Here is a 24,604-nt window from a genome sequence, read left to right on the forward strand (position 1 = left end):
GCCGGGCTGGTGTCGTCGGCGGCGAACGTGCTGCTGCTCGACGAGCCGACGAACAACCTGGACCCGATCTCCCGCGAGCAGGTGCTCGACGCGCTGCGCAGCTACAAGGGCGCGGTGGTGCTGGTCACGCACGACCCGGGTGCGGCGGAGGCGTTGAACCCGGAGCGGGTCATCCTGCTGCCCGACGGCCAGGAGGACCACTGGTCGCAGGAGTACCTGGAGCTCATCCAGCTCGCCTGAGCGCAAGGCCGACATTGTCTCCCGGCGCCTGGGAGGCGGGGGATTCGGCGAGATGTATCGGACCGTGACGGCCACCTCGACGGGCTGGTGCTCCCAGACGGCGAAGGCCCCGCCTCATCGGCGGGGCCTTCGTCGTTCAACCGAGGGCTACATCAGTCGACCGGGTACCGGATAGCTGCGGGGTGAATCGGTCTCGAGCACGCCCTTGCGAGCCGCCTCCTCGATCGAGTCCCGCAACGACGGGCAGGTCCGAACCCAGTTGCTGTGCACGCCTTCCGCGGCCTGCCGAGCGAAGTCCGGACAGGACTTCTCCGCGTCCGTCAGCCACTGGACACTGGTGTGGGTCGGGCTGTACTTCTCCACCAGCACCCGGTTGCCGCAACTGGTGCAGCTCAGTTCCTGCATGTCGTTTCCTCGTATCCCTAGTCGTCCGTAGACTTTTCGGACGCGGCGCAGTGCCGGGCCCCGACATAGCCGAACACCATCGCGGGGCCGATGGTGGCGCCGGCGCCCGCGTAGTCGTTGCCCATCACGGCGGCGGAGGTGTTGCCGGTCGCGTAGAGCCCACCGATCACCGACCCGTCCGCGCGCAGCACCTGAGCGTGCTCGTTGTAGACCAGTCCGCCCTTGGTACCCAGGTCGCCCGCCTGCATCCGGACCGCGTAGTAGGGCGCCTGGTCGAGCACGTCCATGGCCGGGGCCGGCAGGGTCGGGTCGCCGTAGTAGTTGTCGTACGCGCTCTCGCCGCGACCGAAGTCCTCGTCCTTGCCGTCCCGCGCAAAACCGTTGAACCGCTGGACAGTCTCGGCCAGCTGCGCCGACGGCAGGCCGATCGCCGAGGCGAGTTCGCCGAGGGTGTCGGCCTGGTGCATCAGCCCCGTCGCGAACCACGACTTCGGGAACTTCTGGCCGGGCATGACGCCGCCGAACTGGTAGCGGTTCTTGGCCTTGCCGTCGAAGATGAACCAGATCGGCTCGTGCCGCCCGGCGATCTGCTCGTGCACGAACGTCACGTACGGCGCGGCCTCGTTGGTGAACCGGCGGCCCGACTGGTCGACGATGATCGACCGCGGGATGGACCGCTCCGAGACCAGCACGTGCATGATGCCGTCGGGCCGCTGGAACGACGGCATCCACCAGGCGTCGTCCATCAGATCCAGTGCGGCACCGACCTGTTCGCCCGCGACGATGCCGTCACCGGTGTTGTCCACCGAGCCCGCGCTGTAGTTCTCCTTGCCGCCCTCGCGCAGGTACTGCTTGCGCATCTGCTCGCCCTGCTCGAACCCGCCGCTGGCCAGCAGCACGCCCTTGCGGGTACGGATACGGACCGGGACGCCGCCGCGCTCGGCCACCACGCCGACCACCGCGCCGGAGTCGTCGGTGACCAGGGACTGCATCGGGGTGCCCAGCCAGAGCGGGACGCCGGCCTCCTTGACGGCCAGCCGCAGCCGGCCGATCAGCGCCTGCCCGAGGGTCTCCATGTGCCGACGCAGGATCAGGCTCTTGACCGCGCGCCAGCCGGTACCGAGCGCCGCACGGCGGCCGGCCCAGGTGCGCATCACCATGTTGAGCTTCGCGAACTCCTTGGAGGTGATGTACAGCCCCGCCGGTGTCGCCAGCGCACCCGGACGCAGCAGCTTCTCGTCCTCGCCGAGCGCCTTGAGGTCGAACGGCAGCGGCTCGATCGTGCGGCCGGCGGCGCGGCCGCCGGGCTGCTCCGGGTGGTAGTCCGAGTACCCGGTGCACCACTGGAACCGCAGGTGCCTGCTGGTGTTCTCGAGGAACTCCATGGTCTGCGGGCCGTTGTCGATGAACGCGTCGAGGTTCGCCGAGGGCACGGTGTCGCCGACCACGGCGTCGAGGTAGCGGCGCACGTCCTCGCGGGAGTCGGCCAGCCCCTCCCGGGTGAGCGTCGGGTTGTTCGGGATCCAGATGTTGCCGCCGGACAGGGCGGTGGTGCCGCCGTAGACGGTGGCCTTCTCGATGATCAACGTGTCGAGTCCGCGATCGGCGCCGGCCAGGGCGCCGGTGAGACCGCCACAACCGCTGCCGACGACGAGGAAGTCGACCTCGTGGTCCCAGTTCTGTTCGCTTGCAGTCATGTTCGTTCTCTCTCGGGTCAGACGATCGTCATGTCGTCCGGCGACCAGATCGCGCGCATGCTCGTGATGCGTGCCTGGTCGTCGAACGTCATGACGTCGATCGGTTCGATCGTGATGGTCTGCTCCCCGGCGACGGTGACCACCCGGAAGTGGAACGCCGCGGTGTTGCCCGAGACCCGGACGGCGAGCAGCTCGGTGGTGTTCTGCACCGCGTCGAGCGCGGCGTAGAACTTCTCGATGGCCTCGCGGCCGACCTTGGGCTCGGTGCCCACAGGGTCCTCGAGCGTCGCGTCGTCCGCGTACAGGGCGGCGACATCGGCGGAGGTGCCGCCGCCCACCGCATCGAGGTACTTCGACACGGTGGCGCGAATGTCGTCTGCTGAGGCCATGATCTCTCCCGGGCTGTGTGGCTGTGATGAACTGTGACGGTAGACACTCAGGTCCCTGCGCGGTGCCCCCGCTTCCCGCCCAGCGGGAGCAATCCGAGGGGTGCCGCGGATCTCCGAACTCGGGTACCTTCCAGATTCATGGAGGTCGGCGAGCTCACAACGGGCTCCGTGTGGACGGTGCTGGTGCAGGCCGCACGACGGCATGCCGACCGCGAGGCCGTCGTGGACGGACGAGAGCGGCTGACCTACGAGGGCCTCACGGCAGCCGCATTCCAGGTCGGCACGGCAATGACCGCCGCGGGCGTCCGGCGCGGCGACCGGGTGGCGCTGTGGGCGCCGAACTCCGTCCGCTGGGGCGTCGTCGCGCTGGGTGCGCACTCGATCGGCGCGGTGGTGGTGCCGATCAACACCCGGGCCCGCGGCGGCGAGGCCGCTCGACTGCTCCGCCGCACCGACGCCCGGCTGCTGTTCGTCGCGGACGACTTCCTCGGCACCGGGTACTCGGCGATGCTCCGGGCGGCGGCCGGCGGCACCGGCACCGACGGCCCGGTGCGCGACCTGCCCGGGCTGCGCCAGATCGTCGACTTCTTCAACGAACCCGACGCCCACCTGACCAGTTGGGCGCAGTTCCTCGCGGCCGCCGCGGCGCCGCGCCGGGTGGACCTGAGGCCCGGCGTCGGCGGTGCAGCCGGCCCTGACGACATCGCCTACGTCATGTCCACCTCCGGGTCCACCGGGGACGCCAAGGGCGTGGTGGTGCGGCACGGGCAGTTGCTGCGGGTTTACCACGACCTCGCGCGCCGCCTCGGCATCGGCAGCGGCGACCGGATCCTCGGCGTCACCCCGCTCTCGCACTCGATGGGCCTGAACGCGGGGCTGCTGGCCACGCTGCTCTCCGGCGGCTGCTACGTCGCGGTCGACGTCTTCGACCCGGCGACCACGCTGAACCGGATCGGCCAGGAGTCGATCACCGTGCTCTCCGGGCCGCCGACCCTGTTCACCGACCTGATGGGCGCGCTACGGAGTGGCGGCGCCAGTGCCTACCGGCCGCCGCGGCTCGCCGTCACCGGTGCCACCACGGTCACCGCGGCACTGCTGGACCGGATCCGCGACGTGCTGGGGATCGAGCTGATCGTGACGGGCTACGGGTTGACGGAGACCACCGGCACCGTCAGCGCGCGGTACCCGTCGAGCGACACCAGCGCCGCCGCGCTCGGCGCGCCGCCGCTGCCCGGCGTCGAGGTGCGGGTGGTCGACGCCACCGGCCGGCCCGTCGACACGGGCACGGCGGGGGAGGTGCTGGTGCGCGGGTTCAACGTGACCAGCGGCTACTACGAGGACCCGGACGCCACCGCGGCGGCGATCGACCCCGACGGCTGGCTGCACACCGGCGACGTCGGGGTGCTGGACGCGGCGGGGGAGCTGCGGATCGTCGACCGCCTGGGCGACACCTTCATCGTCGGCGGCTTCAACGTCTACCCCTCGGAGGTCGAGCAGGTGCTGAGCCGGGCGCCCGCGGTCGCGGAGGTCGCGGTGGTGGGGGTGCCGGACGAACGGCTGGGCGAACGCGGCGTCGCCTACGTGGTGCCGGTGCCCGGGCAGACCGTGTCCGTGCGGGACCTGCTGGACCGCTGCCGGGCCGAGCTGGCCGGCTACAAGGTGCCCACGGCGGTGATCACGCTGGCGGAGCTGCCGCGGCTGGCGTCGGGCAAGCCCTCGCGCCGGGCGCTGCGGGAACTGGCGGGCAGACGCGCCCGCTGACGCCTACTTGGTGCGCGGAAACCGTGCCCGGTACGCCATCACGTCGGCGAGCCGGAAGCGCCGGTGGGTCCCGCGGAGTTCGATCGGCAGTTCCTTCGCGTCGGCGAGCCGGCGCACGTAGGTGTCGGAGACGCCGAGGACCTCGGCGGCCTGCGAGGTGGTGAGCAGGTCGGCGACCGGGCCGAGGCCGACGCCCTCGCCGGCACCCAGGTGCGCGAGCAGCTGCAGGACGGCCTCGCGCACGGGCGCGGGGACCGGGACGGCGACGCCGTCGACGACCACCTCCGACTCCGCGGGCGCCGCGTCGGGCAGTGCCTCGAGGGCCGCCCGGATCCGGGCCGCAGCGGCGGCATCGAGCGCGGGCACGATGTGGTCGATGCTCATTCGAACGTCCCTGTCGTCAGTGGTGGAGACCGGAAGGCGGGGCGACCGGCGGCCGCCCCGCCTGACACGATCTCACGCAGGCACGTTCCGGCGGATCAGACCGCGAAGCCGCCGAAGCCGCCCTTGAAGAACAACAGGGGGCTGCCGTCCGCGTCCGCGGTCAGGCCGGTGATGCGGGCCAGCACGATGGTGTGGTCGCCCGCGTCGTGCTCGAGCTCGACGGTCGCCTCGATCCGGGCCAGCGCACCGGCCAGCGCGGGGGCGCCGTTGTCGGCCGGGGCCCAGTCGATCTGGGCGAACTTGTCGCCGCCGCTGACCGCGAAGGTCGAGCAGACGTCCTTCTGGTCGGCGGCCAGGATGTTGATGCACAGCTTGCCGGCCTCGCGCAGCAGCGGCCAGCTGGTCGAGGTCTTGGCGGGGCAGAACGAGATGTACGGCGGCTCCAGGGACACCGACACCACCGACTGGCAGGCGAAGCCGAGCGGCCGGTCGCCGTCGTGGGCCGCGATGACCGCGACGCCCGTGCAGAAGTGCCCCATCACCTTCCTCAGAGTGGCGGCATCGGGGGCCGAAAGGGCGGTCTCGTCGACGACGGTGATCTCTGCGCTCATGGGTGTCTCCTCCTGACAGAATGTGCACGACCAGAATCGGGTGCTGCAGCGCAACGCACCATCCGGTGTCCCGGTCAGTGGTCTCACGACCTGCTGCGACGCGAATACCGATTGATAGCATTGGCCGGTGCCATCGACCGAATCGGCCCCCGAGTCGGATCTACCCAATCTCCCCGCGACGAGCTGGGCCGTACTCGGCATGCTCGCGTTCGACGAGGAACTCTCCGGCTACGACCTGAAGAAGTGGGCCGACTGGTCCATCAAGTTCTTCTACTGGAGCCCGTCCTTCAGCCAGGTGTACACCGAGCTGAAGAAGCTCGAGACGCACGGGTTCGTCACCTCCCGGGTCCAGCACGACAACGGCGTGCGCGGCCGGCGGCTGTACAAGATCACCGAATCGGGCACCGAGGCGGTGCGCCGGTGGTCCAACGAGGCGCCGATCGACCCGCCGATCCTCAAACACGGTGTGATGCTCCGCATCTGGCTCGGTCACCTCAACGAGCCGGCCCGGCTCAAGGAAATCCTGCGCGAGCACATCGAGTACGTGAAGAAGATGGAACGCCGCGCGGCCGCCGACGCCCTGGGCGCAGACAAGGAACCCGCGTGGGCGTACTCGCAGATCGTGCTGCGGTGGTCGGAGCGCTACTACGCCGCGGAACGGGAGCTGGCCGAGCAGCTGATCGCCGACATCGACAAGGCCGACGCCGTCCTCTCCCAGGTGAAGGACGGGGACGACGCCGGCTTCCCGAAGCCGGCCCCCGGCGTCTGGCGGCAGGTCGCCCAGGAGACCGAGGAAGAGAACCCCGACCTGGATTGACGGCGACCCGCCGACCGGACCGCCGTCAGCGTTCGACGCCGCCGAGCAGCTCGGACAGGTCCGCCCACAGCTGCTTCTGCGCGCGCCGGGCAATCGTGAGCGCACCGATCGTGGCGAACCCGTGGATGGCCCCGTCGTAGCGCCGAAGGGTCACCGGAACACCTTCCGCGGCAAGCGCTTCCGCATAGGCGTCACCCTCCGAGCAGAGCGGGTCGAAGCCCGCGGTCAGCACCACGGCCGGCGCCAGGCCGGCCAGTTGCGCCCGGATCGGTGAGGCGTACGGGTGCTCCCGGTCGGCGACCGGCACGTACTGGTCCCAGTACCACTGCATCGCCGCGCGGGTGTTGAAGTAACCCTCGCCGTAGGCCAGGTACGACTCGGTCTCGAAGTCCGCGGCGATCACCGGGTACAGCAGCGCCTGCGCCGCCAGCGCCGGACCGCCGCGGTCACGGGTGAGCAGTGCGGTCACCGCGGCGAGGTTGCCGCCCGCGCTGTCGCCGGCCACCGCGATCCGGTCGGGATCGACGCCCAGATCCACGGCCCCGCGGTGTACCCAGTCGAGCACCGCGTAGACGTCCTCGGCCGCCGCGGGCCACGGGGCCTCCGGCGCCAGCCGGTAGTCCACCGAGACCACCACCGCGCCGGTGCCGTTGGACATCGCACGGCAGAAGCCGTCGTGGGTGTCGAGGTCGCAGAACACGAACCCGCCACCGTGCGCGAACACCACCGCCGGAAGTGCGGCGTCGGAAGTGTCTGCGGGACGGTAGATCCGGACCGGAATCTCGCCGGCGGGGCCGGGCACGGCTGCCTCGACGAGACCGCCGACGGGCTCCGGTTCGGCAGGCAACTGGAGTCGCGCCCGGACGGCGGCGCGGGCCTGTGCCCCGGTCATGGTCTCGACCTTCGGGAATCCGGTGTTCAGCGCGCCGAGCAGCGCCGCCACCTCCGCATCGAGACTCATGCGTACTGCAGGTCCTGCGTCGGCGCGATCGCGGCGGGCCGGGTGCGGACGGCGGACGGGCCGCCGAGCAGCGGCCGGGACTGCTGCTGCAGGGTGGGCTGCACCCGGACCGGGCCGCCCTCGATGTTGCGCCAGATCCCCATCGCGGCCATCCGCACGGGGGCGGCGAGCCGGTGGTCGAGCCGCATCGCGGTGACGGGTCCGCAGATCGAGACCGCCGCGATCGCCTCGCCGATGTTGCCGATCGGCGCCGCCACACAGCTGAAGCCCGGCACCGACTCCTCCCGCTCGTAGGCGATGCCGTGGGCGCGGACCTTCTCGAGTTCGGTGCGCAGCTGGGCGCCGGTGGAGATGGAGTACTTGGTCTTGCGGGCCAGCAGGTCGGCGTCCACCGCGGCCAGCTCGGCATCGGTGGCGAACCCGAGCAGCGCCTTGCCGACGGCGGTGCAGTGCGCGGGGTAGCGGCCGCCGACCCGAGTCGGGATGGCCGCCGCCATCCGGCCGCCGATCTTCTCGAGGTAGACCACGTCGGACCCGTCGAGGATGGCCAGGTGCACCACCTGACCGGTCACCCGGTGCAGCTCGTGCAGGAAGGGCAGCGCCGCGCGGTGCATCCGGTCCTGGTGCACGGCCAGCGAACCCAACTCCACCAGCCGCATGCCCAGCTCGTAGTCGCGGCCCTGACGACGCAGCCACCGCATCTGCACCAGGCGCTCGAGCATCCGGTGAGCGGAGGACCGCGGCAGCCCGGTGCGGCGGACGATCTGCGCGAGCGTCAGCCGGCCCGGACCGTCGAAGGCATCCAGCACCAGCGAGACGCGATCAAGGACGGCGCTCGGGGTACTGGTCTCGACCTGTGTGGTCATGTGGGTCCTCCAGGTTCGCACGGTGATCGGCAGGGGGTCCGACCACGGTGTTTCGATTAGGAATATACCTATTGATACCACGGGAGGTGTCGGCTGTCACACCCCAATTTCGGAACCGGACGAATCGCACACGCGGAAAGGCCCCGGGTCGAATGACTCGACCCGGGGCCCCTGACGGTGCTACCTGTGCGTTTGTGACCTGTGCGTTGTGACCTGTGCGTTACGACCTACATCGCCGCGAGCGGCTCGCTGCCGGACCAGTCGTGGCCCCAGTAGCTGTCCGCGGTGATCTCCTCCGCGGAGTAGTACTTCTCGTCGACCTTCTTGCCCTCGGTGCCGAACTCGACGTCCCAGCCACCGGGGGCGCGGACGTAGAACGAGACCATCTTGTCGTTGGTGTGCCGGCCCAGCGTCGAGGACACCGAGAAGCCGTCCTTGACCACCCGGTCCAGCGCCTGTCCGACCGCGTCCAGGGTGTCCACCTCGACCATCACGTGCACCAGGCCGGGCGCTCCGCCGTGCGGCGCGGGGCACAGCGCCAGGCTGTGGTGGCGCTCGTTGACGCCCATGAAGCGCACCCGCATCGGCCCGAACTCCGGCGGTGCCGGGATCCGGAACGCGCCGCGGGGCAGGAAGCCGAGCACGTCGGTGTAGAAGTCGAAGGCGCCGTTCGGGTCCATCGTCGGGAGCACGACGTGGCCGAGACCCTGTGCGCCGGTGACGAACTTGGCGCCGAACGGGGTCACCACGGGGCTGTGGTCGAGCACGGCGCCGTGGAAGATCTCCAGCGTCGCGCCGGCCGGGTCCTGGAAGGTGACGACCTCCTCGACCCGGCGGGCGTCGGCCTCCTCGAGCGAGAGCGGCTTGACGGCGATGCCCGCCCGCTCGACGGCCTCGGTGACCCGGACCAGGGCGGCATGGTCGCGGACCTCCCAGCCGATGGTGACGATCTCGTCGGACTCGCCCGGGACCACGACGATGCGGGCGGCCCGCTCGTCCATCCGCAGGTAGAGCGCGTCGGCGTCGGGGCCGGAGCCCTTGGCGAAGCCGAGCACGTCGAAGGCGAACGTGCGCCAGCGCTCCATGTCGTTGGTCTGGACCTTGATGTATCCCAGTCCCTTGATGTCGGTCATTTCTGCTGCCCTTCTTGGTATTTGGAGTTCGATGCCGAGAGAGACGGTCAGATCATCGACTTGAGGTTGTCCGCGGGATCGATGCCGAGGGAGGTCAGCGCCGACGCGTGGTACACGGTGCTGGGCACGTGGATCGCGTGCGCCAGGCCGGCGTGCGCGTCGCGCCAGTACCGCTGCAGGGGCTTGTCCATGCGCAGCGCGTTGCCGCCGGAGCGCGCGAAGATCTGGTCGACGGCACCGACCGCACGCCACGCGGCCCGCACCTGGGTGCGGCGGCCGGCGGCCCGCTCCTCGAAGGTGACCTCGCGGCCGGACTCGACGATGTCCCACATCCGGTCCACGTTGGCCAGCAGTTCCTGCCGCGCCGCGTTGATGTCCGCGGCCGCCTCGCCGATGGCGAAGAGCACGTACGGGTCGTCCTTGACGGCGGTGCCCTGCGCCCCGACGCGGTCGCGCTGGTAGTCCAGGTGCGCGGCCAGCGCGCCCTCCGCGATGCCGACGACGGCGGAGGAGATGCCGAGCGGGAACATGTTGGACCACGGCATCTTGTACAGGGTCTCGGTCATGCCGGCGTTCTTCTGCGCCGTCCCGTTGATCACCTCGTCGCCGTCCATCACCCGGTAGGACGGGACGAAGGCGTCGCGCACGATGATGTCCTTGGAGCCGGTGCCCCGCAGGCCCACCACGTTCCAGGAGTCCTCGACGATCTCGTAGTCCTTGCGCGGCAGGATCATGTGCAGCATCCGCGGCGGCAGCGCCATGTTGCCGTCCTTGTCGCCTTCCATGGCGCCGAGGAAGATCCAGTCACAGTGGTCGGTGCCGGAGGAGAACTGCCAGCGGCCGTTGAAGATGTAGCCGCCGTCGACCGGCTTCGCGATCCCGGTGGGCGCGTAGGGGGAGGCCATCCAGATGTCGTTGTCCGGGCCCCACACCTCCTCCTGCACCTTCGGGTCCGCGAACGCCAGCTGCCACGGGTGGACACCGACGATGCCGCACACCCAGCCGGTGGCGGGGTCCAGCGAGGCGGCCTTCATCACCGTCTCCGAGAACTCCCGCGGGTGGGCCTCGAATCCGCCGTACTTCTTGGGCTGCAACAGCTTCATCGGTCCGGCGGCCTTGAGCTTCTTGGCGGTCTCGTCAGGGAGCTGACCGAGACGCTCGGCCTCGGTGGCCTGGTCGCGGAGCTGGTCGGCGATGGCCGCGATGTTGTCGAGTGGCCTGTTGCTCATCTTCGGTGTCCTTGTCTTCTCTTGCGGTGTGTGGCTGGGGACGCGGTCTGCGTCAGGCGTCGGCGGACGCCGGCGCGCCCTTGGCGAGGTTCTCGGCGATCTCCTGGTCCCAGCTCTGCAGGGCCCGGGTGGTGTCGATCTCGAACTCGAACCGCGCGGTCATGTCCTCGGTGACGTCCTCGACGTCCACGTAGAACTGCTTGTACCAGCGGCGCAGCTGGTAGACGGGGCCGTCCTCCTCGGAGAGCAGCGGGTTGTCGATGGGCGACTTGTTCTTCCAGATCTCGATGTCCTGCTCGAAGCCGATCTCCAGCCCGGTGATGAACTGCGACCCGATGCCGTTGTTCTCCTCCTCGGACAGGCCCGGGAGCTTGCGCACCATCGCGCCGTACTGCAGCAGGAAGGAGTTGTCGGAGACCGGGTAGTGGGAGTTGATCAGGAGGGTCTCGATCGTCATCCCGTTCACCTCGTTGAGGATCCGGTCGATCATGTACGACGGGCCGTGGTACGACGCGTCGGAACTCAGCTGCGAGTTCGGGTCGTCGTAGCTGGTGCCGTTGTCGATGTCCGCCCGCGGCTTGGAGATCATGAACTGGGTGGCGGTGTGGCCCTCGAAGACGTTCTTGAAGTAGGTCGGCATCGAGTAGTGCACGTAGAAGAAGTGCGCCATGTCCACCACGTTGTCGATGATCTCGCGGCAGTGCGAGCCCTCGATCAGCATGGAGTTCCAGCTCCAGTCGGTCCACTCGTCGGTGCCGTAGCCCTCGATCTCGGGGATCGTCACCTCGTCGGTGGGCTTGCTGCCCTGCGGGTCGTGCCAGACGAACAGCTGACCGTTGCGCTCGAGCGTCGGCCAGGACCGGGTCTTCGCCAGCGGCGGCACCCGGCGCGCGTACGGGATGCCGCTGCACTTGCCGTTGCCGGCCCAGCGCCAGTCGTGGAACGGGCAGGCGATCGAGTCACCCTTGACGGTGCCCTGGGCGAGGTTGCCACCCATGTGCCGGCAGAACGCGTCGAGGACGTTGATCTTGCCGTCGGACTCGGACGCGAAGACCACCAGCGAGGTGCCGAATGCCTTGACCTCGTGAGGCTTGCCGTCCTGGAAGGACTTCAGCAGGCCGAGGCAGTGCCAGCCACGGGCGAACCGGGCCGGGGCCGCCGCCGCCTCGATGACCCGGACCTGGTCGGCGTCGGACTTGGATTGCAGCGACATCGCTACCTCTTCTCTCACGCTCATGTCTGGCCTGTGATGCGTTTCATACTCCGCAGTCACGTCACGTGAGTTCAGTAGTGCTTCCCGCTGACCGGGAGCCTTTCGTCCCCGCCCAGCACGCCGGTCGTCCGTACCTCCCGATCAGCGGGAAGTCGTGTCCGGGGTGGCGCCCGGCGGACCTACGGTCGCCACAGAGGAAGTGATCGAGGAGGTACGGCGATGTCAGTTTCGACCGCAGGCGAGGTTTACGCGCCCGAAGCCGCAGGCGAGCGCTACGTGCTGGACATCGAGCGGGGGCGGATCCGCGAGTTCGCGGACGCCACGCACGCCACCCATCGCGCCTACCGCGACGACGAGCGGCCGGTGGTGCCGCCGGTCTACCTGTGCTTCGAGGGAATCGCCGCCGGCGATGCCGTGGACAGCGCGGTGCCGGCCGAGCAGGACTGCCGGTTCTTCGGGCCGCCGCCGCGCGCGGGCGACCGGCTGACCGCGGTGACTAGGGGCGCGGCCGACGACCGGGTGACCGAGTTCCGTGACCCGGAGGGCCGCCTGGTGGCGGACTCGTGGACGCACGGGCCGCACGGCGACGCCGACGCGATCGCGGCCGGCCAGCTGGCGAACTACGCGACCGACTGGCTGGGCCCGGACCAGGTACGACGCTTCCGCACCCGCTTCACCGGACCGGTGCCGGCGGGGGAGCCGCTGCACTGCACCGGCGAGGTGGTGGCCGAGTACGTGGCCGACGGTGAGCCGCGGGTGGACGTCGCGCTGACCGCGACCCGTACCGGCGGCGCGGTCGCGGCCCGCGCCTGGGCGACGTTCGCCGTCGCCAGCTGAGAGCGCCGCCGCCGGACGCCGAGTGTGCACCTGGGGGTGGTCGCCACTCGGGCGATCCGCCGGTAGGCGCACACTCGACGACGGGGTCAGCGGGCGACCATGTCCTCCTGGCCCCAGTAGGCCTTCATGCTGGTGATCTTCGCGTCGTCGTCGAAGGTCATCACGTCGATGACGGAGATCTCGACACTGTTCTCGCCCATCGTGGTGGTGAGCACGAAGTTGAACGCCGCCTCGTTGCCCGCGATCTTGACGATGCCGAGCTCGCCGGTCTGCTCGAGCGGCTCGATGATGCCGTAGAACTCGCGGAGCGACTCTTCCGTGGTGCGCAGCTCGGTGCCCACCGGGTCCTCGACGGTGGCGCCGGGCGCGTAGAGCGCGAGCACGTCGTCGACGGTGCCGCCTGCCACCGACTTCACGTAGCCCTCGATGGTGTTCAGAATGTCTTCGCGTGATGCCGCCATGCCGGTACCCCTTCGTTTGTTAGAACCTGTTCTAGTGCTGAGGGTACCGGCGATGCCGACCGTATTCCATGGAACCGAGGCCGCCCGGGCCGTCCACGCCGCGACCGGTTCGCCCGGTTCGTCCTGAACGTCCGGCCGCCACTCGCAACACGACCGGCCGTGTCGCCGAAATGCCCGTCAGGACAGGAATTTCCGGTGCTACTGTGCCGCCCATGCATATCCAGTACGGGGGTCTCTGGGTTCGAATGTGCGTCGCCGCTCTAGCGGTGACAGTCGGGGTCGGGGGTGGCGCGGCGGTCGGCACGGCCTTCGCCCAGTCCACCGGCAGCGCGGGCGGTGAGGGGTCGGTCGGTGCCGGGTCGTTGACGGACGGCACCGCCTCGGACGGCTCACCCTTGAACGGGACGACGATGATCACCGGTTCCCTCGGGACCGGCTCGGCGGCCGGGTCGCCGCTGGGGTCCGCGATTCCGGGCGTGGTCGGCTCGGTGATCCCGGGGCCGGACCTCGATCCCCCGCCGCCCCTCGAGACGCTGTACGTCAAGATGCAGCCCAAACCGGTCGGGGACCCGTTCTTCGACGAATACCCGCCCGGCCTGCCCGGCATGACCAACGGCCAGGTCATCGAGACCCGCGACGTGACGCCGGCCGCCCGGGCGCTCCTGCGCGGGCCGGTCCGGGAGGTGCGCCAGATCAAGGTGAGGAGCACCGACTCGGCCGGCGCGCCGTCGTTCGCGACCGCGACCCTCGTCGTGCCCGCCGCGCCCTGGCCCGGTCCGGGACCGCGCCCGATCCTGGTCAACAACGTGCCGATCAACGGCCTCGGCCGGTCCTGCACCCCGGGACACACCCTCGGGAACGGGATCACGCAGTCGGAGAACTTCTTCGACATTCTCCCGGCCGACACCACGAAGGCCGAGGAACGCGGCTACGCGGTGCTGATCACCGACCACGAGGGCCCCCGGATGGCGTACGCCGAACCCTTCGTCGCCGGGCACGCGATCCTCGACTCCATCCGAGGCCTGCGCGCCGTGTTCCCCGCCGAATTCGGCGCCAGCAAGCTCGCCATGATGGGTTACTCCGGAGGCGCGATCGCGACGCACGGCGCGGTCAAGCTGATCGACACGTACGCCCCCGAACTGGCCGGCGACATCGTCGGCGCCGCGATGGGCGGGGTACCGGCGGACTTCGAGATGCTCGGACGCACCATGAACGGCAACCTCGCCGGGGGACTGTTCCTCGCGGCGGTGTTCGGGATCGCGAGGGAGAACACCGAGATACTGCCGCTGATCAACAGTCTCGGACAGCAGATGGGCATCACGTCCATCAAGGACCAGTGCGCGAACACCCTCGCCCTCGCCGGCATCCCCGGGATACCGGCCGAGGCGCTCGCGAACATCCGGCGCGCACTGGATTCACCTGTGGCACATGAGATCTACACAAAGATGAAGATGGCGGACCGCAAGTCCGGCACGCCGCTGTACATCTACAGCGGCGGTCAGGAGTTCTGGGTCCCGGCACTCGGCTCACGCAACCTGTACGACGAGCAGTGCGGCCACGGCGTGCCCGCGGTGTACCGGCAGGTACCCGGCGAACACCTCCTCGCCGCACTCACCGGGAACCCCGGGGCATTCGACTGGGTCGACGCCCGGCTGCGCGGGGAAGCCGCACCCAACGAGTGCTGAAAACGCCCGTGGCCCCGGCGATCACACGGGTGTCGTCGACCAGCCACTTCTCCTCGGCGACCGGGAACGGGCCGTGCGCCAGCGACGCCTCGTGCCCGAGCCGGTTCCACAGCTCCTCGGCGATGTGCGGGGCCAGCGGGGCGAGCATCAACACCAGCGGCTCGACCGCGGCGCGGGGCGCCCCGGCCGGGTACGCCTTGGTGAGGTGGTTGGTCAGCTCGATCAGCTTGGCGGCGGCGGTGTTGTCGCGCAGTGCCGCGTAGTCCGCGTTGACGCCGTCGATCGCCCGGTTCACCGCACGCAGCGTGTCCTCGGTCGGCGTGTCCTCGGTGACCCGCACGGCGCCGGTCTCCTCGTCGACGACGGTCCGCCAGGCGCGCTGCAGGAAGCGCTGGGCGCCCACGACGTCCTTGGTGGCCCACGGCCGCGAGGTGTCCAGCGGGCCCATCGACATCTCGTAGACGCGCAGCGTGTCGGCGCCGTACTCGTCGCAGATCTCGTCCGGCGCAACGGAGTTCTTCAGGGACTTGCCCATCTTGCCGTACTCGCGGTTGACCTCGGCGCCCTCGTAGAAGAACTTGCCGTCCTGTTCGGTCACCTCGTCCGCGGGCACGTAGACGCCGCGCGCGTCGGTGTACGCGTACGCCTGGATGTAGCCCTGGTTGAACAGCCGGCGGTACGGCTCCGAGGAGCTGACGTACCCGAGGTCGAAGAGCACCTTGTGCCAGAACCGCGAGTACAGCAGGTGCAGCACCGCGTGCTCGACGCCGCCGACGTACAGGTCGACGCCGCCGGGGTCGTTGGGGCCGTGGATGTCCGGACGCGGACCGGTCCAGTACGCCTCGTTCTCCGGGGCGCAGAAGGCGTCCTGGTTGGTGGGGTCGATGTAGCGCAGCTGGTACCAGGAGCTGCCGGCCCATTGCGGCATCACGTTGGTGTCGCGGTGGTAGCTCTGCATCCCGTCGCCGAGGTCGAGCTCGACGTTCACCCAGTCGGCGGCCTTCGCCAGCGGGGGAGAGGGCTCGGAGTTCTCGTCGTCCGGGTCGAAGGACACCGGTGCGTAGTCCTCGACCTCCGGAAGCTCAACCGGCAGAGCGGACTTCGGCAGCGGGTGGGCGATGCCGTCGGCGTCGTACACGATCGGGAACGGCTCGCCCCAGTAGCGCTGACGGGCGAAGAGCCAGTCCCGCAGCTTGTACTGGATGGTGCCCTGGCCGTGTCCGTCCGCCTCGAGCCGCTCGATGACGGCCTTCTTGGCGTCGGCGACCTCGAGCCCGTCGAGGTAGTCGCTGTTTACCAGCGGTCCGTCGCCGGTGTACGCGGCCTCGGTGACGTCGCCGCCGGAGATCACCTCGAGGATGTCCAGGCCGAAGGCGTTGGCGAACTCCCAGTCACGGTGGTCGTGACCGGGGACGGCCATGATCGCGCCGGTGCCGTACCCGGTGAGCACGTAGTCCGCGATGAAGATCGGAACCCGGTGCCCGTTCACGGGATTGACCGCGTAGGTGCCCAGGAAGACGCCGGTCTTCTCCTTGTTCTCCTGGCGCTCGAGGTCCGTCTTCGCCGCGATCGCCGAGCGGTAGGACGCGATGGCCTCGGCCGGGGTGGCGGCGCCGCCGGTCCAGCGGGCGTCGACGCCCTCGGGGTACGACTCGGCGGCGAGCTGGTCCACCAGCTCGTGTTCGGGGGCCAGCGTCACGTAGCTCGCGCCGAACAGGGTGTCGGGCCGGGTGGTGAACACCTCGATGCCGAGCTCGCCCGCCTCGAACCGCACCTGGGCGCCGTGCGAACGGCCGATCCAGTTGCGCTGCATGGACTTGACCTTGTCCGGCCAGTCCAGGTACTCGAGGTCGTCGGTGAGGCGGTCGGAGTACGCGGTGATCCGCATCATCCACTGCCGCAGGTGCTTACGGAACACCGGAAAGTTGCCGCGGTCGCTGCGGCCGTCCGCCGTGACCTCCTCGTTGGCCAGCACGGTACCCAGACCGGGGCACCAGTTGACCATCGAATCCGACTGGTAGACAAGGCGGTACGAGTCGAGAACCGCACCCCGCTCGGCGACGGTCAGCTGGTCCCAGGCGCGGTCTCCGTCGGGCMCCCGGGTGCCCGCGGCGAACTCGGCCTCGAGCTCCGCGATCGGTCGCGCCTTGTTCAGGTCGGTGTCGTACCAGGCGCCGTGGATCTGCAGGAAGATCCACTGGGTCCAGTGGTAGAAGTCCACGTCCGTGGTGGCCAGCGAGCGGCGCTCGTCGTGGCCCAGGCCCAGCCGGCGCAGCTGCCGCTGCATGTTCGCGATGTTCGCCTCGGTGGTGGTGCGCGGGTGGGTACCCGTCTGCACCGCGTACTGCTCGGCGGGCAGGCCGAAGGCGTCGTAGCCGAGGGTGTGCAGCACGTTGTGTCCGTGCATCCGGTGGAACCGGGCGTAGACGTCGGTGGCGATGTAGCCGAGCGGGTGCCCGACGTGCAGGCCCGCGCCCGACGGGTACGGGAACATGTCCTGGACGAACAGCTTGTCCGCCGGGAGGTCGCCGGCGAGGTCGCCGACCGGGTTCGGTGCGTTGAAGGTGCCGCGCTCGCGCCACAGCTCCTGCCACCGCTGCTCGACCCGGCCCGCGAGTTCCGCGGTGTATCGGTGCTGGGGGGTCGCGTCGTCCGCTGACTGCTGCACTGGGCTGCTCACGTGATTCGCTGTCTTCTCTGCGCTCGGCTTCGGGGGGTGCCTGGGATACGGGCGTGGAGCTGGCGGAGTCCCCGATTTCAGGTAGGGATCTCCGACCACCAGGGTAAACGGTTCGGCCCAGCGGCCCCCGCCCGCGGTCCTCCACGTACCATGGGGCCGTGCTGATCCTTGCAACCGTGCTGTTCGTAGTCGCCGTCGTCGTCGGCGGAGTGGCGGTCGCCGGACTCGCCGGCAGGCTGCCGCGCAACCGCTGGGCCGGGGTCCGCACCCCGGACACGCTCGCCACCGAGGAGTCCTTCGCCCTCGCCAACCGGATCGCCGGGCCCACCCTGCTCGCCGCGGCGTTGCTGCTGGTCATGGGCGGTGTCGGCGCCCTCGTCCTCGGCGGCGTCACCGGGATCGCGGTGGCCCTCGTCGCCATGGTCGCGGCCCTAGTCACCGCCGGCTACGGCGGATCCCTCGGCTCCCGCGCCGCCGCCGCGATGCCCGCCGCGGCGTCCGGCTGCGGCAACGACTGCAACTGCGGCAGCGCGCCCGAGCCGGCCGCGGAGACGCCCGCCGACGTGGCGGCCGCGGCCGACTGCGGGATGGACTCCTGCGGGTCGTGCGCCCTCAAGGGCGCCTGCCTGCCCTCGTAACACCCGCCACCGGCGCACCGCCGGGGGTGAGCTCCCTCACGCGGCTGGTTGAATCGCCGCCATGAGCAACTCCGCGGCCGCCCGGCCCGTGCCTCCCGCCCCGTCGCAGCCCCGCGCGGTGGACCCGGCCGGCGCCCTGTTCGGGATCGCGATCCCCGTCCTCGCCGCCGCCGCGGGCCTGCTGCTGACCTGGCTCTGGTCGTCGCGGCTGCCCGCGCCGATCGCCACCCACTGGTCCGGTCAGACCCCCGACGGCTTCGGCTCCGCGTGGTCCACCGCCACCACGATGGCGATCGTGCTGGTCCTGGTCGGCGGCGGCTGCAGCGCGTTCGCGGCGCTGGCCGGCGCCCAGCTGATGATGCGGCGCACCATGCTGCTGATCGGCCTCGGCGTGGTCGGCCTGCTGACCGCAGCCTGGATCGCGCTGCTGTGGGCGCAACTGGACCTCGCGGACGCGGCGGACGCGCGGATGCCGATGTCCGCCCTCGCGGTGGGCCTGGTGGCCGGTCTCGCGGTCGGGGCCCTCGGCGCCGCCCTGCTGCGCGACCACCGCGAGCGCGCCGCGGCCGACGCACCGCCCGACCCGGGCCTGCCCCGCGGACCGGTGGAGCTGCCGATCGTCGACCAGCTGGGCCTGAGCACCGTCGCCGCCGCCTGCTGGGTGATCGGCGGCGGCGCGGTCACCGTGGGGCTGTGCCGGCTGGCCGACTCCTGGTGGCTGTTCCCAGTGTTCGGCGCGGTGGGGCTGCTGACGCTCTCGCTGCTGCGGTACCGGGTCACCGTCGACGAGACCGGCCTGCACGTGCGCAACATGGGGATGGACACCGTGCACTACGGCGTCGAGGAGCTCATCGGCGCCAAGGTGGACGAGGTCCAGCCGTTCCGCGACTTCGGCGGGTGGGGCCTGCGGGTCAAGGGCCGCGGCAACTACGCGGTGGCCACCCGTTCCGGCCCGGCGGTGGTGTTCACCGCGGCGAACGGCCAGCGGCTGACCGTCACCACGGCGCGTGCGGAGGAGATCGCGGGCGCCCTGAACACTTTGGCGGACAGAAGATTTCACAACCAGCACAGCACCTGATCCCGGTCACCGGGATTCGGACATCGGGTGGTCTGGGCCAGTCCTAGCGTTCGCCTCGTGGACCCGAACAGCAGCGCGGCGACGCGCCTCACCGACCTTCTCGACCTCCAACGCCGCACCCACCTGGCCGAGGGCCAGAGCAGCGCGGAGCAACGGCGCCACCGCATCCAGCGGGTGATCGACCTGCTCGTGGCCCGCGCCGACGACATCGCCAAGGCCCTGGACGCCGACTTCGGCGGACGCCCCGAGGGGTACTCGCTGATGAACGACGTGGTCGGCTCGATCAGCGCCCTCAAGCACGCCCGGGACAACCTCGACACCTGGATGGCCCCCGACGAACGGCCCGTCTTCGCGCCCTACGACCAGCTCGGCGCCCGCGCGCGGGTGCTGCACCAGCCGAAGGGCACCGTCGGCATCATCGGCACCTGGAACGCCCCGGTGTACACCCTGATGAGCCCCCTCGCCGGGGTGCTCGCCGCCGGCAACCGGGCCGTCCTCAAGCCCTCCGAGGTGGTGCCGCGCACCGCGGACGTGCTGGCCGACGCGGTGGCCACCCTGCTCGACCCCGTCGAGGTCGCCATCGTCACCGGTGGCCCCGACGTCGCCGACGCGCTCGCGTCATTGCCGTTCGACCACCTCGTCTTCACCGGCAGCAGCGCGGTCGGCAAGCTGGTGATGGCCAACGCCGCACAGAACCTGGTGCCGGTGACCCTCGAACTCGGCGGCAAGTCCCCGACCGTGATCGGCCTCGGCGCCGACCTCGCCGACGCCGCCCACCGCATCGCCGTCGGCAAGGCCACCAACGGCGGCCAGATCTGCGTCAGCCCCGACACCGTGCACGTGCCCCGCGAACGCGTCGACGAGTTCGTCACCGCGCTGCGCGAGGCGTACACCGCGCTGCTGCCGACCGTCGACGGCAACGCCGACGCCGTCGCCGTCGTCAACGACCGCCACGCCGCCCGGATCGACGGCTACATCGCCGACGCCGCAGCCCGCGGCGCCCGCGTCGAGTCGGCGCCGGACGTCCCGCTGCCCGTCACCGGCCGCCGTCGCCCGCTGCGCATGGTGATCGAGCCGCCGGTCGACGCCGTCATCCGGCAGGAGGAGATCTTCGGCCCCGCCGTGGTGCTGCTCGGGTACGACGCGATCGACGAGGTGATCGGCGCGATCAACGCGGGACCGAAGCCGTTGGCGCTGTACTACTTCGGCACCGACACCGCGGAACGGGACGCCGTCGTCGGCCGCACCTCGTCCGGCGGCGTGACGATCAACGAGGTGATGATGCACCCCGGGCTGCAGGACGCCCCGTTCGGCGGCGTCGGCGCGTCCGGCATGGGCCACTACAACGGCCGCGAGGGCTTCCTCGAGTTCAGCCACGCCCGCGCCGTCTACGAGTCCGCCGGCCCGGACCTGCGCGGCGAGTGGGGCATGCTGCCGCCGTACACCGACCAGTTCCGCGCCATGATGGCCGCCCAGGTCACCCCGTAACAGACTGTTCTGCACCATCTTTCAACGAGGAGACTTTCAGTGAAGACCCGCGGCGCGATCATCCGCAGCACCCCCGGCACCTACGAGGTGGTCGAGATGGACCTCGACGCGCCCCGGCGGGGCGAGATCACCGTCAAGATGGTGGCGACTGGCCTGTGCCACTCCGACGACCACGTGGCCCTCGGCGACCACGCCGTGGGCGTCTACCCGATCTGCGGCGGGCACGAGGGCGCCGGCATCGTGGTCGAGGTGGGCCCGGAGACAACGGGATTCGCCGAGGGCGACCACGTGCTGTTCTCCTTCGTCGCGGGCTGCGGTCGCTGCCGCTGGTGCGCGAAGGGGCTGCAGAACCTGTGCGACCGCGGCGCGGCGATCATGACCGGCAGCCGCCCGGACGACCCGGCCAGCTTCCGGCTGAGCCTGGACGCGCAGCCGGTGGCCCAGACCTGCGGGCTGTCCACGTTCAGCGAGTACACCACCGTCAGCACCGACTCCGCCGTCAAGGTTCAGGACAAGAGCCTGCCGCTCGAGGTGCTGTGCCTGCTCGGCTGCGGCGTCGGCACGGGCTGGGGAGCCGCGGTGAACTCCGCGCAGGTGTACCCGGGCCAGACGGTGATCGTGATGGGCGTCGGCGGCATCGGCATCAACGCCGTGCAGGGCGCCGCACACGCAGGGGCCGCCCACGTCCTCGCCGTGGACCCGGTCGCCTTCAAGCGGGAGAGCGCACTGAAGTTCGGTGCCACCCAGGCCTTCTCGAGCATGGAGGAGGCCACCGAGGTGGCCCGGTCGATGACCAACGGGCAGGGCGCCGACGCGGCCATCGTGACCGTCGGGGTGACCACCGGCGAACACATCGCGCAGGCCTTCTCGGCGATCCGCAAGGCCGGGGTGTGCGTGGTGACCGGCCTCGGCAAGATGACCGACGTCGGCATCCCGATCAGCCCGATGGAGCTGACGCTCTACCAGAAGCGGCTGCAGGGCTCGCTCTTCGGCGCGTCGGCGCCCAGCGCGGACATCCCGTGGCTGATCGACCTCTACACCGCGGGCAAGCTCGAGCTCGACGGCCTGGTCACCACCACCTACACCCTCGACGAGGTGGCCCGCGGCTTCGAGGACATGCACGCCGGGCGGAACCTGCGCGGCGTGATCGTGTTCTGAGCCCGCCCGGGCGTCGGCCTAGCTACGCCGCAGCCGCCGCTCGTTGGCGAGGATGGCCGCGGTCAGCGCCGCCTCCGGCCCGGTGGCGGGCCGGGGTCGGCGCATCAGCACGAAGTCGGCGTCGCCCGGGTCCGGGAGCACGTGCCCGGGCAGCGGCGCCAGGCCGCCGGGCAGCAGGGACTCCGCGTGCACGACGTACCCGAGCCCGGCGAGCACGGCGGCCCGCAGCCCCAGCAGGCTGTCGGTGACGCACGTGGTCCGCCAGACCAGGCCGGCCCGCTCCATCGCCTCCATCGCGGCCCGCCGGGTGATGCTGGGCGGGGGGTAGGTGACCAGCGGGACTGGTCCCTGCGACAGGTCGGGCACCTCCGCCCCGCGCGGTCCCGCCCACACCAGGGCGTCGCGCCAGACCAGCTCGCCGTGCCGTTCCCCGGGCCGGCGCATGCCGAACGCGAGATCCAGCTCGCCCGCCGACACCTTGGCACCGAGCGTCTCGCTGAGGCCGACGGTGAGCTCGAGGTCGATCCGGGGGTGGCTGCGGCGGAAGTCGAGCAGCACCTCCGGCAGTTCCGCGGCGACGAGGTCGTCCGACGCCCCGAACCGCAGCCGCCCGGACAGCTCGGCCTCGGCGAAGTACGCCTGCGCCTGCTGCGAGACGTCGAGGACGGTGCGGGCGAAGCCGAGCATGGCGGCGCCGTCCGCGGTGAGTTCCAGGTTGCGGGTGTCGCGGCGGAACAGTTCCCGGCCGACGGACTTCTCGAGCCGCGCGACGTGCCCGCTCACCGTCGACTGACGCAGGCCGAGCTGCCTGCCCGCGGCCGTGAACCCGCCGGCCCGCTCGACGGCGACGAAGCTGCGCAGCAGCACCGGATCCAGCATTCGCCATATTTATCACGTTCCGCGATGGAACTAAACGATCTGATCGACTTCGCCGATACGCCACCCCCGAACTACCGTGGTCGTCGTGAAGTTTCTCTCGAGGTTCTACATCGACGGGTTCATCCTGTCGATCATCGCCGTCGCGGTACTGGCCAGCTTCTTCCCGGCCCAGGGGACCGCGGCGGAGGTACTCGGGTGGGCCACCAAGATCGCCATCTTCCTGCTGTTCCTGCTCTACGGCGCCCGGCTGCACCCCCGCGAGGCGCTCGCCGGCCTGACCCACTGGCGGCTGCACTCGGTGGTGTTCGCGGCGACCTTCGTGCTGTTCCCGCTGCTGGGGCTGGCGTTGAAGGTGCTCGAGCCGACCCTGCTGAGCGGCGGGCTGTACACCGGCGTGCTCTACCTGTGCCTGGTGCCCTCGACGGTGCAGTCGTCGATCGCCTTCACCTCCATCGCCCGCGGGAACGTGCCGGGGGCCATGGTCAGCGCCACCCTGTCCAACATGGCCGGGGTGTTCCTGACCCCAGCGCTGGTGATCCTGCTGATGAACACCACCGGCGAGGCGCACGTCGACGCCTCCTCGGTGCTCGACATCGTCGTGCAGCTGCTGCTGCCGTTCGTGCTCGGTCAGCTGCTGCGACCGCTGATCTCGGACTGGCTGCAGCGCAACGCCGCCCCCACCAAGCTGGTCGACCGCGGCTCGATCCTGCTGGTGGTCTACGCGGCCTTCAGCGCCGGCATGGTCGAGAACGCCTGGGCCGGGCTCTCTCCGTGGCAGATCGGCGGGCTGGTGGCGGTGATGTGCGGGCTGCTGGCCGTCGTGCTGGCCGTCACCTGGTTCACGGGCCGGCGGCTGGGCTTCCCGGTGGCGGACCAGATCGTCATCGTCTTCTGCGGTTCGAAGAAGTCGCTCGCCACCGGCCTCCCGATGGCGACGGTGCTGTTCGCCGGCCAGCCGATCGGCCTGATCGTGCTGCCGCTGATGATCTTCCACCAGATCCAGCTGATCGTGTGCGCGGCGTTGGCCCAGCGGTACGCGCGGCGGGCGGACCCGCAGCCCGAGCAGGCGGTCGCCGGCCCCTGAGGACTGGTCCCGACTGAGGTCCTGGTCACGACGGTGGTCCTGTCACGACCGGGGGCCTCGTCACGGAAGCGGATCGGGCACCTGGGGATTCGTCCCCCCGGTGCCCGGATGGCCATAATCGGGTGGTCCGATCCGTGAAAAGGAGCACCCCTGTTGAGTTTTCGTACCGTCAACGGCCGCCGCAGCACCCTGGTCGCCGTGTGTGCGGCCGTCCTGGTGGCGACCGGCTGCAGCACCCTCCCGGCCGAGGCCGCACCGACCGAGGGCGGCTCCTTCCCCGGCGCCAGCGCCGTGCGCTCCACGCTCGACACCCTGCCGGTCAAGGGCCGCGCCCCCAAGACCGGCTACAGCCGTGACGAGTTCGGGCCGTCGTGGACCGACGACGTCCGCGTGGACGGCGGGCACAACGGCTGCGACACCCGCAACGACATCCTCGAACGCGACCTGACCAACGAGACCTACAAGCCGGGGACGCGGGACTGCGTCGTGGCCACCGGCACCCTGGCCGACCCCTACACCGGCAAGACCATCGACTTCGTCCGCGGCCAGGACACCTCGAGCGCCGTGCAGATCGACCACGTGGTGGCGCTGTCCGACTCCTGGCAGAAGGGCGCGCAGCAGCTCGATCCGCAGACCCGCAAGGACTTCGCCAACGACCCCCGCAACCTGCTCGCCTCCGACGGGCCGGCGAACCAGCAGAAGTCCGACAGCGACGCCGCGTCCTGGCTGCCGCCCAACAAGGCCTACCGCTGCACCTACGTGGCCAAGCAGGTGGAGGTGAAGGCGGCCTACCGGCTCTGGGTCACCCAGGCCGAGAAGGACGCCATCTCCCGCGTGCTGGACACCTGCGGGGACGCGCCGTCCGGCGCCGGGTCCGGTTCCGCCAACTAGCCCTCGTCCCGGCAACCCT

Annotated in this window: 22 protein-coding genes and 2 pseudogenes; 11 read left to right on the forward strand and 13 right to left on the reverse strand. The window is 70.6% G+C overall.

Translation table 11 applies throughout. The features are described from left to right. Positions 1–240 (forward strand): annotated as a pseudogene (locus AC1DWC_RS24785) (ABC transporter ATP-binding protein); the annotation flags it as partial. Between the two features lie 147 nt (positions 241–387). On the opposite strand, the gene AC1DWC_RS24790 reads toward AC1DWC_RS24785, so the two are convergent. From AC1DWC_RS24790 to AC1DWC_RS24800, 3 genes are read right to left on the reverse strand one after another with little or no spacing between them, the layout of a single operon-like run. Then, positions 388–645, reverse strand: coding sequence for a hypothetical protein (locus AC1DWC_RS24790; protein WP_072846479.1), 258 nt, complete (start codon positions 643–645; stop codon positions 388–390). 17 nt (positions 646–662) lie between these two features. Beyond that, positions 663–2,342: an FAD-binding protein gene (locus tag AC1DWC_RS24795; RefSeq protein ID WP_477912318.1), complete on the reverse strand. Its 1,680-nt coding sequence runs from the start codon at positions 2,340–2,342 to the stop codon at positions 663–665. Between the two features lie 17 nt (positions 2,343–2,359). Next, positions 2,360–2,731: a nuclear transport factor 2 family protein gene (locus tag AC1DWC_RS24800; RefSeq protein ID WP_477912320.1), complete on the reverse strand. Its 372-nt coding sequence runs from the start codon at positions 2,729–2,731 to the stop codon at positions 2,360–2,362. Positions 2,732–2,869: 138 nt separating this feature from the next. Between AC1DWC_RS24800 and AC1DWC_RS24805 the strand changes: the two genes are divergently transcribed. After that, entirely contained in the window at positions 2,870–4,492 is a 1,623-nt protein-coding gene (locus AC1DWC_RS24805) for an AMP-binding protein (RefSeq protein WP_477912322.1), read from the forward strand. A 3-nt stretch (positions 4,493–4,495) separates the two neighbouring features. Here the strand turns inward: AC1DWC_RS24805 and AC1DWC_RS24810 are convergent, their stop codons facing one another. After that, on the reverse strand, positions 4,496–4,876 hold the full coding sequence (locus tag AC1DWC_RS24810) for a helix-turn-helix domain-containing protein (RefSeq protein ID WP_477912324.1): 381 nt from the start codon (positions 4,874–4,876) through the stop codon (positions 4,496–4,498). A 95-nt stretch (positions 4,877–4,971) separates the two neighbouring features. Further along, entirely contained in the window at positions 4,972–5,487 is a 516-nt protein-coding gene (locus AC1DWC_RS24815) for a flavin reductase family protein (protein WP_477912326.1), read from the reverse strand. Between the two features lie 199 nt (positions 5,488–5,686). On the opposite strand from AC1DWC_RS24815, the gene AC1DWC_RS24820 reads away from it, so the two are divergent. Further along, a complete protein-coding gene (locus AC1DWC_RS24820; protein WP_477912364.1) occupies positions 5,687–6,304 on the forward strand; it encodes a PadR family transcriptional regulator in 618 nt (205 codons plus the stop codon). 25 nt (positions 6,305–6,329) lie between these two features. Here the strand turns inward: AC1DWC_RS24820 and AC1DWC_RS24825 are convergent, their stop codons facing one another. From AC1DWC_RS24825 to AC1DWC_RS24845, 5 genes are all read right to left on the reverse strand, one after another. After that, positions 6,330–7,265 (reverse strand): alpha/beta hydrolase, encoded by a 936-nt coding sequence (locus AC1DWC_RS24825; protein WP_477912328.1) that lies wholly within the window; start codon positions 7,263–7,265, stop codon positions 6,330–6,332. Then, positions 7,262–8,131 carry an IclR family transcriptional regulator gene (locus tag AC1DWC_RS24830; protein ID WP_072846487.1) on the reverse strand — a complete coding sequence of 290 codons (870 nt, stop codon included), beginning with the start codon at positions 8,129–8,131 and terminating at the stop codon, positions 7,262–7,264. The genes AC1DWC_RS24825 and AC1DWC_RS24830 overlap by 4 nt, the downstream gene beginning before the upstream one ends. 227 nt (positions 8,132–8,358) lie before the next feature. Next, a complete protein-coding gene (gene bphC / locus AC1DWC_RS24835) occupies positions 8,359–9,264 on the reverse strand; it encodes a biphenyl-2,3-diol 1,2-dioxygenase (protein ID WP_477912330.1) in 906 nt (301 codons plus the stop codon). A gap of 47 nt (positions 9,265–9,311) precedes the next feature. After that, positions 9,312–10,493: an acyl-CoA dehydrogenase family protein gene (locus tag AC1DWC_RS24840; RefSeq protein WP_072846489.1), complete on the reverse strand. Its 1,182-nt coding sequence runs from the start codon at positions 10,491–10,493 to the stop codon at positions 9,312–9,314. Positions 10,494–10,545: 52 nt separating this feature from the next. After that, the gene (locus AC1DWC_RS24845) at positions 10,546–11,706 is read right to left on the reverse strand and encodes a 3-ketosteroid-9-alpha-monooxygenase, oxygenase component (protein WP_477912332.1); all 1,161 of its coding nucleotides are present in this window, start codon (positions 11,704–11,706) and stop codon (positions 10,546–10,548) included. Between the two features lie 219 nt (positions 11,707–11,925). Between AC1DWC_RS24845 and AC1DWC_RS24850 the strand changes: the two genes are divergently transcribed. Further along, positions 11,926–12,543, forward strand: a complete 618-nt coding sequence (locus tag AC1DWC_RS24850) for a hotdog family protein (RefSeq protein WP_477912334.1) — start codon at positions 11,926–11,928, stop codon at positions 12,541–12,543. 86 nt (positions 12,544–12,629) lie between these two features. Here the strand turns inward: AC1DWC_RS24850 and AC1DWC_RS24855 are convergent, their stop codons facing one another. Continuing rightward, positions 12,630–13,004 carry a nuclear transport factor 2 family protein gene (locus AC1DWC_RS24855; protein WP_477912336.1) on the reverse strand — a complete coding sequence of 125 codons (375 nt, stop codon included), beginning with the start codon at positions 13,002–13,004 and terminating at the stop codon, positions 12,630–12,632. Between the two features lie 266 nt (positions 13,005–13,270). Here AC1DWC_RS24855 and AC1DWC_RS24860 point away from each other — a divergent pair, with 266 nt between their 5' ends. Continuing rightward, positions 13,271–14,689: a lipase family protein gene (locus AC1DWC_RS24860; protein ID WP_477912338.1), complete on the forward strand. Its 1,419-nt coding sequence runs from the start codon at positions 13,271–13,273 to the stop codon at positions 14,687–14,689. Positions 14,690–14,717: 28 nt separating this feature from the next. On the opposite strand, the pseudogene leuS reads toward AC1DWC_RS24860, so the two are convergent. Continuing rightward, positions 14,718–17,369 (reverse strand): annotated as a pseudogene (leuS, locus tag AC1DWC_RS24865) (leucine--tRNA ligase); the annotation flags it as partial. 158 nt (positions 17,370–17,527) lie between these two features. Between leuS and AC1DWC_RS24870 the strand changes: the two are divergent. The 4 genes from AC1DWC_RS24870 to AC1DWC_RS24885 all read left to right on the forward strand — a co-directional run bounded on the left by AC1DWC_RS24870 (position 17,528) and on the right by AC1DWC_RS24885 (position 21,731). Beyond that, a complete protein-coding gene (locus AC1DWC_RS24870; RefSeq protein WP_477912340.1) occupies positions 17,528–18,007 on the forward strand; it encodes an SdpI family protein in 480 nt (159 codons plus the stop codon). Positions 18,008–18,068: 61 nt separating this feature from the next. Further along, positions 18,069–19,085, forward strand: a complete 1,017-nt coding sequence (locus AC1DWC_RS24875) for a DUF1648 domain-containing protein (RefSeq protein WP_477912342.1) — start codon at positions 18,069–18,071, stop codon at positions 19,083–19,085. 57 nt (positions 19,086–19,142) lie between these two features. After that, on the forward strand, positions 19,143–20,573 hold the full coding sequence (locus AC1DWC_RS24880; RefSeq protein ID WP_477912344.1) for an aldehyde dehydrogenase family protein: 1,431 nt from the start codon (positions 19,143–19,145) through the stop codon (positions 20,571–20,573). Between the two features lie 39 nt (positions 20,574–20,612). Then, complete coding sequence (locus tag AC1DWC_RS24885) at positions 20,613–21,731, forward strand: NDMA-dependent alcohol dehydrogenase (protein WP_477912346.1); 1,119 nt, start codon at positions 20,613–20,615, stop codon at positions 21,729–21,731. A gap of 18 nt (positions 21,732–21,749) precedes the next feature. On the opposite strand, the gene AC1DWC_RS24890 is transcribed toward AC1DWC_RS24885, so the two are convergent. Then, complete coding sequence (locus AC1DWC_RS24890) at positions 21,750–22,610, reverse strand: LysR family transcriptional regulator (RefSeq protein WP_477912348.1); 861 nt, start codon at positions 22,608–22,610, stop codon at positions 21,750–21,752. 85 nt (positions 22,611–22,695) lie between these two features. Here AC1DWC_RS24890 and AC1DWC_RS24895 point away from each other — a divergent pair, with 85 nt between their 5' ends. Together AC1DWC_RS24895 and AC1DWC_RS24900 are read left to right on the forward strand one after the other, a co-directional pair. Continuing rightward, on the forward strand, positions 22,696–23,694 hold the full coding sequence (locus AC1DWC_RS24895) for a bile acid:sodium symporter family protein (RefSeq protein ID WP_477912350.1): 999 nt from the start codon (positions 22,696–22,698) through the stop codon (positions 23,692–23,694). Positions 23,695–23,847: 153 nt separating this feature from the next. Further along, positions 23,848–24,585 carry an HNH endonuclease family protein gene (locus AC1DWC_RS24900; RefSeq protein ID WP_477912352.1) on the forward strand — a complete coding sequence of 246 codons (738 nt, stop codon included), beginning with the start codon at positions 23,848–23,850 and terminating at the stop codon, positions 24,583–24,585. Positions 24,586–24,604 lie beyond the last annotated feature (19 nt).

This window comes from Rhodococcus sp. P4_C10, assembly GCF_056402135.1.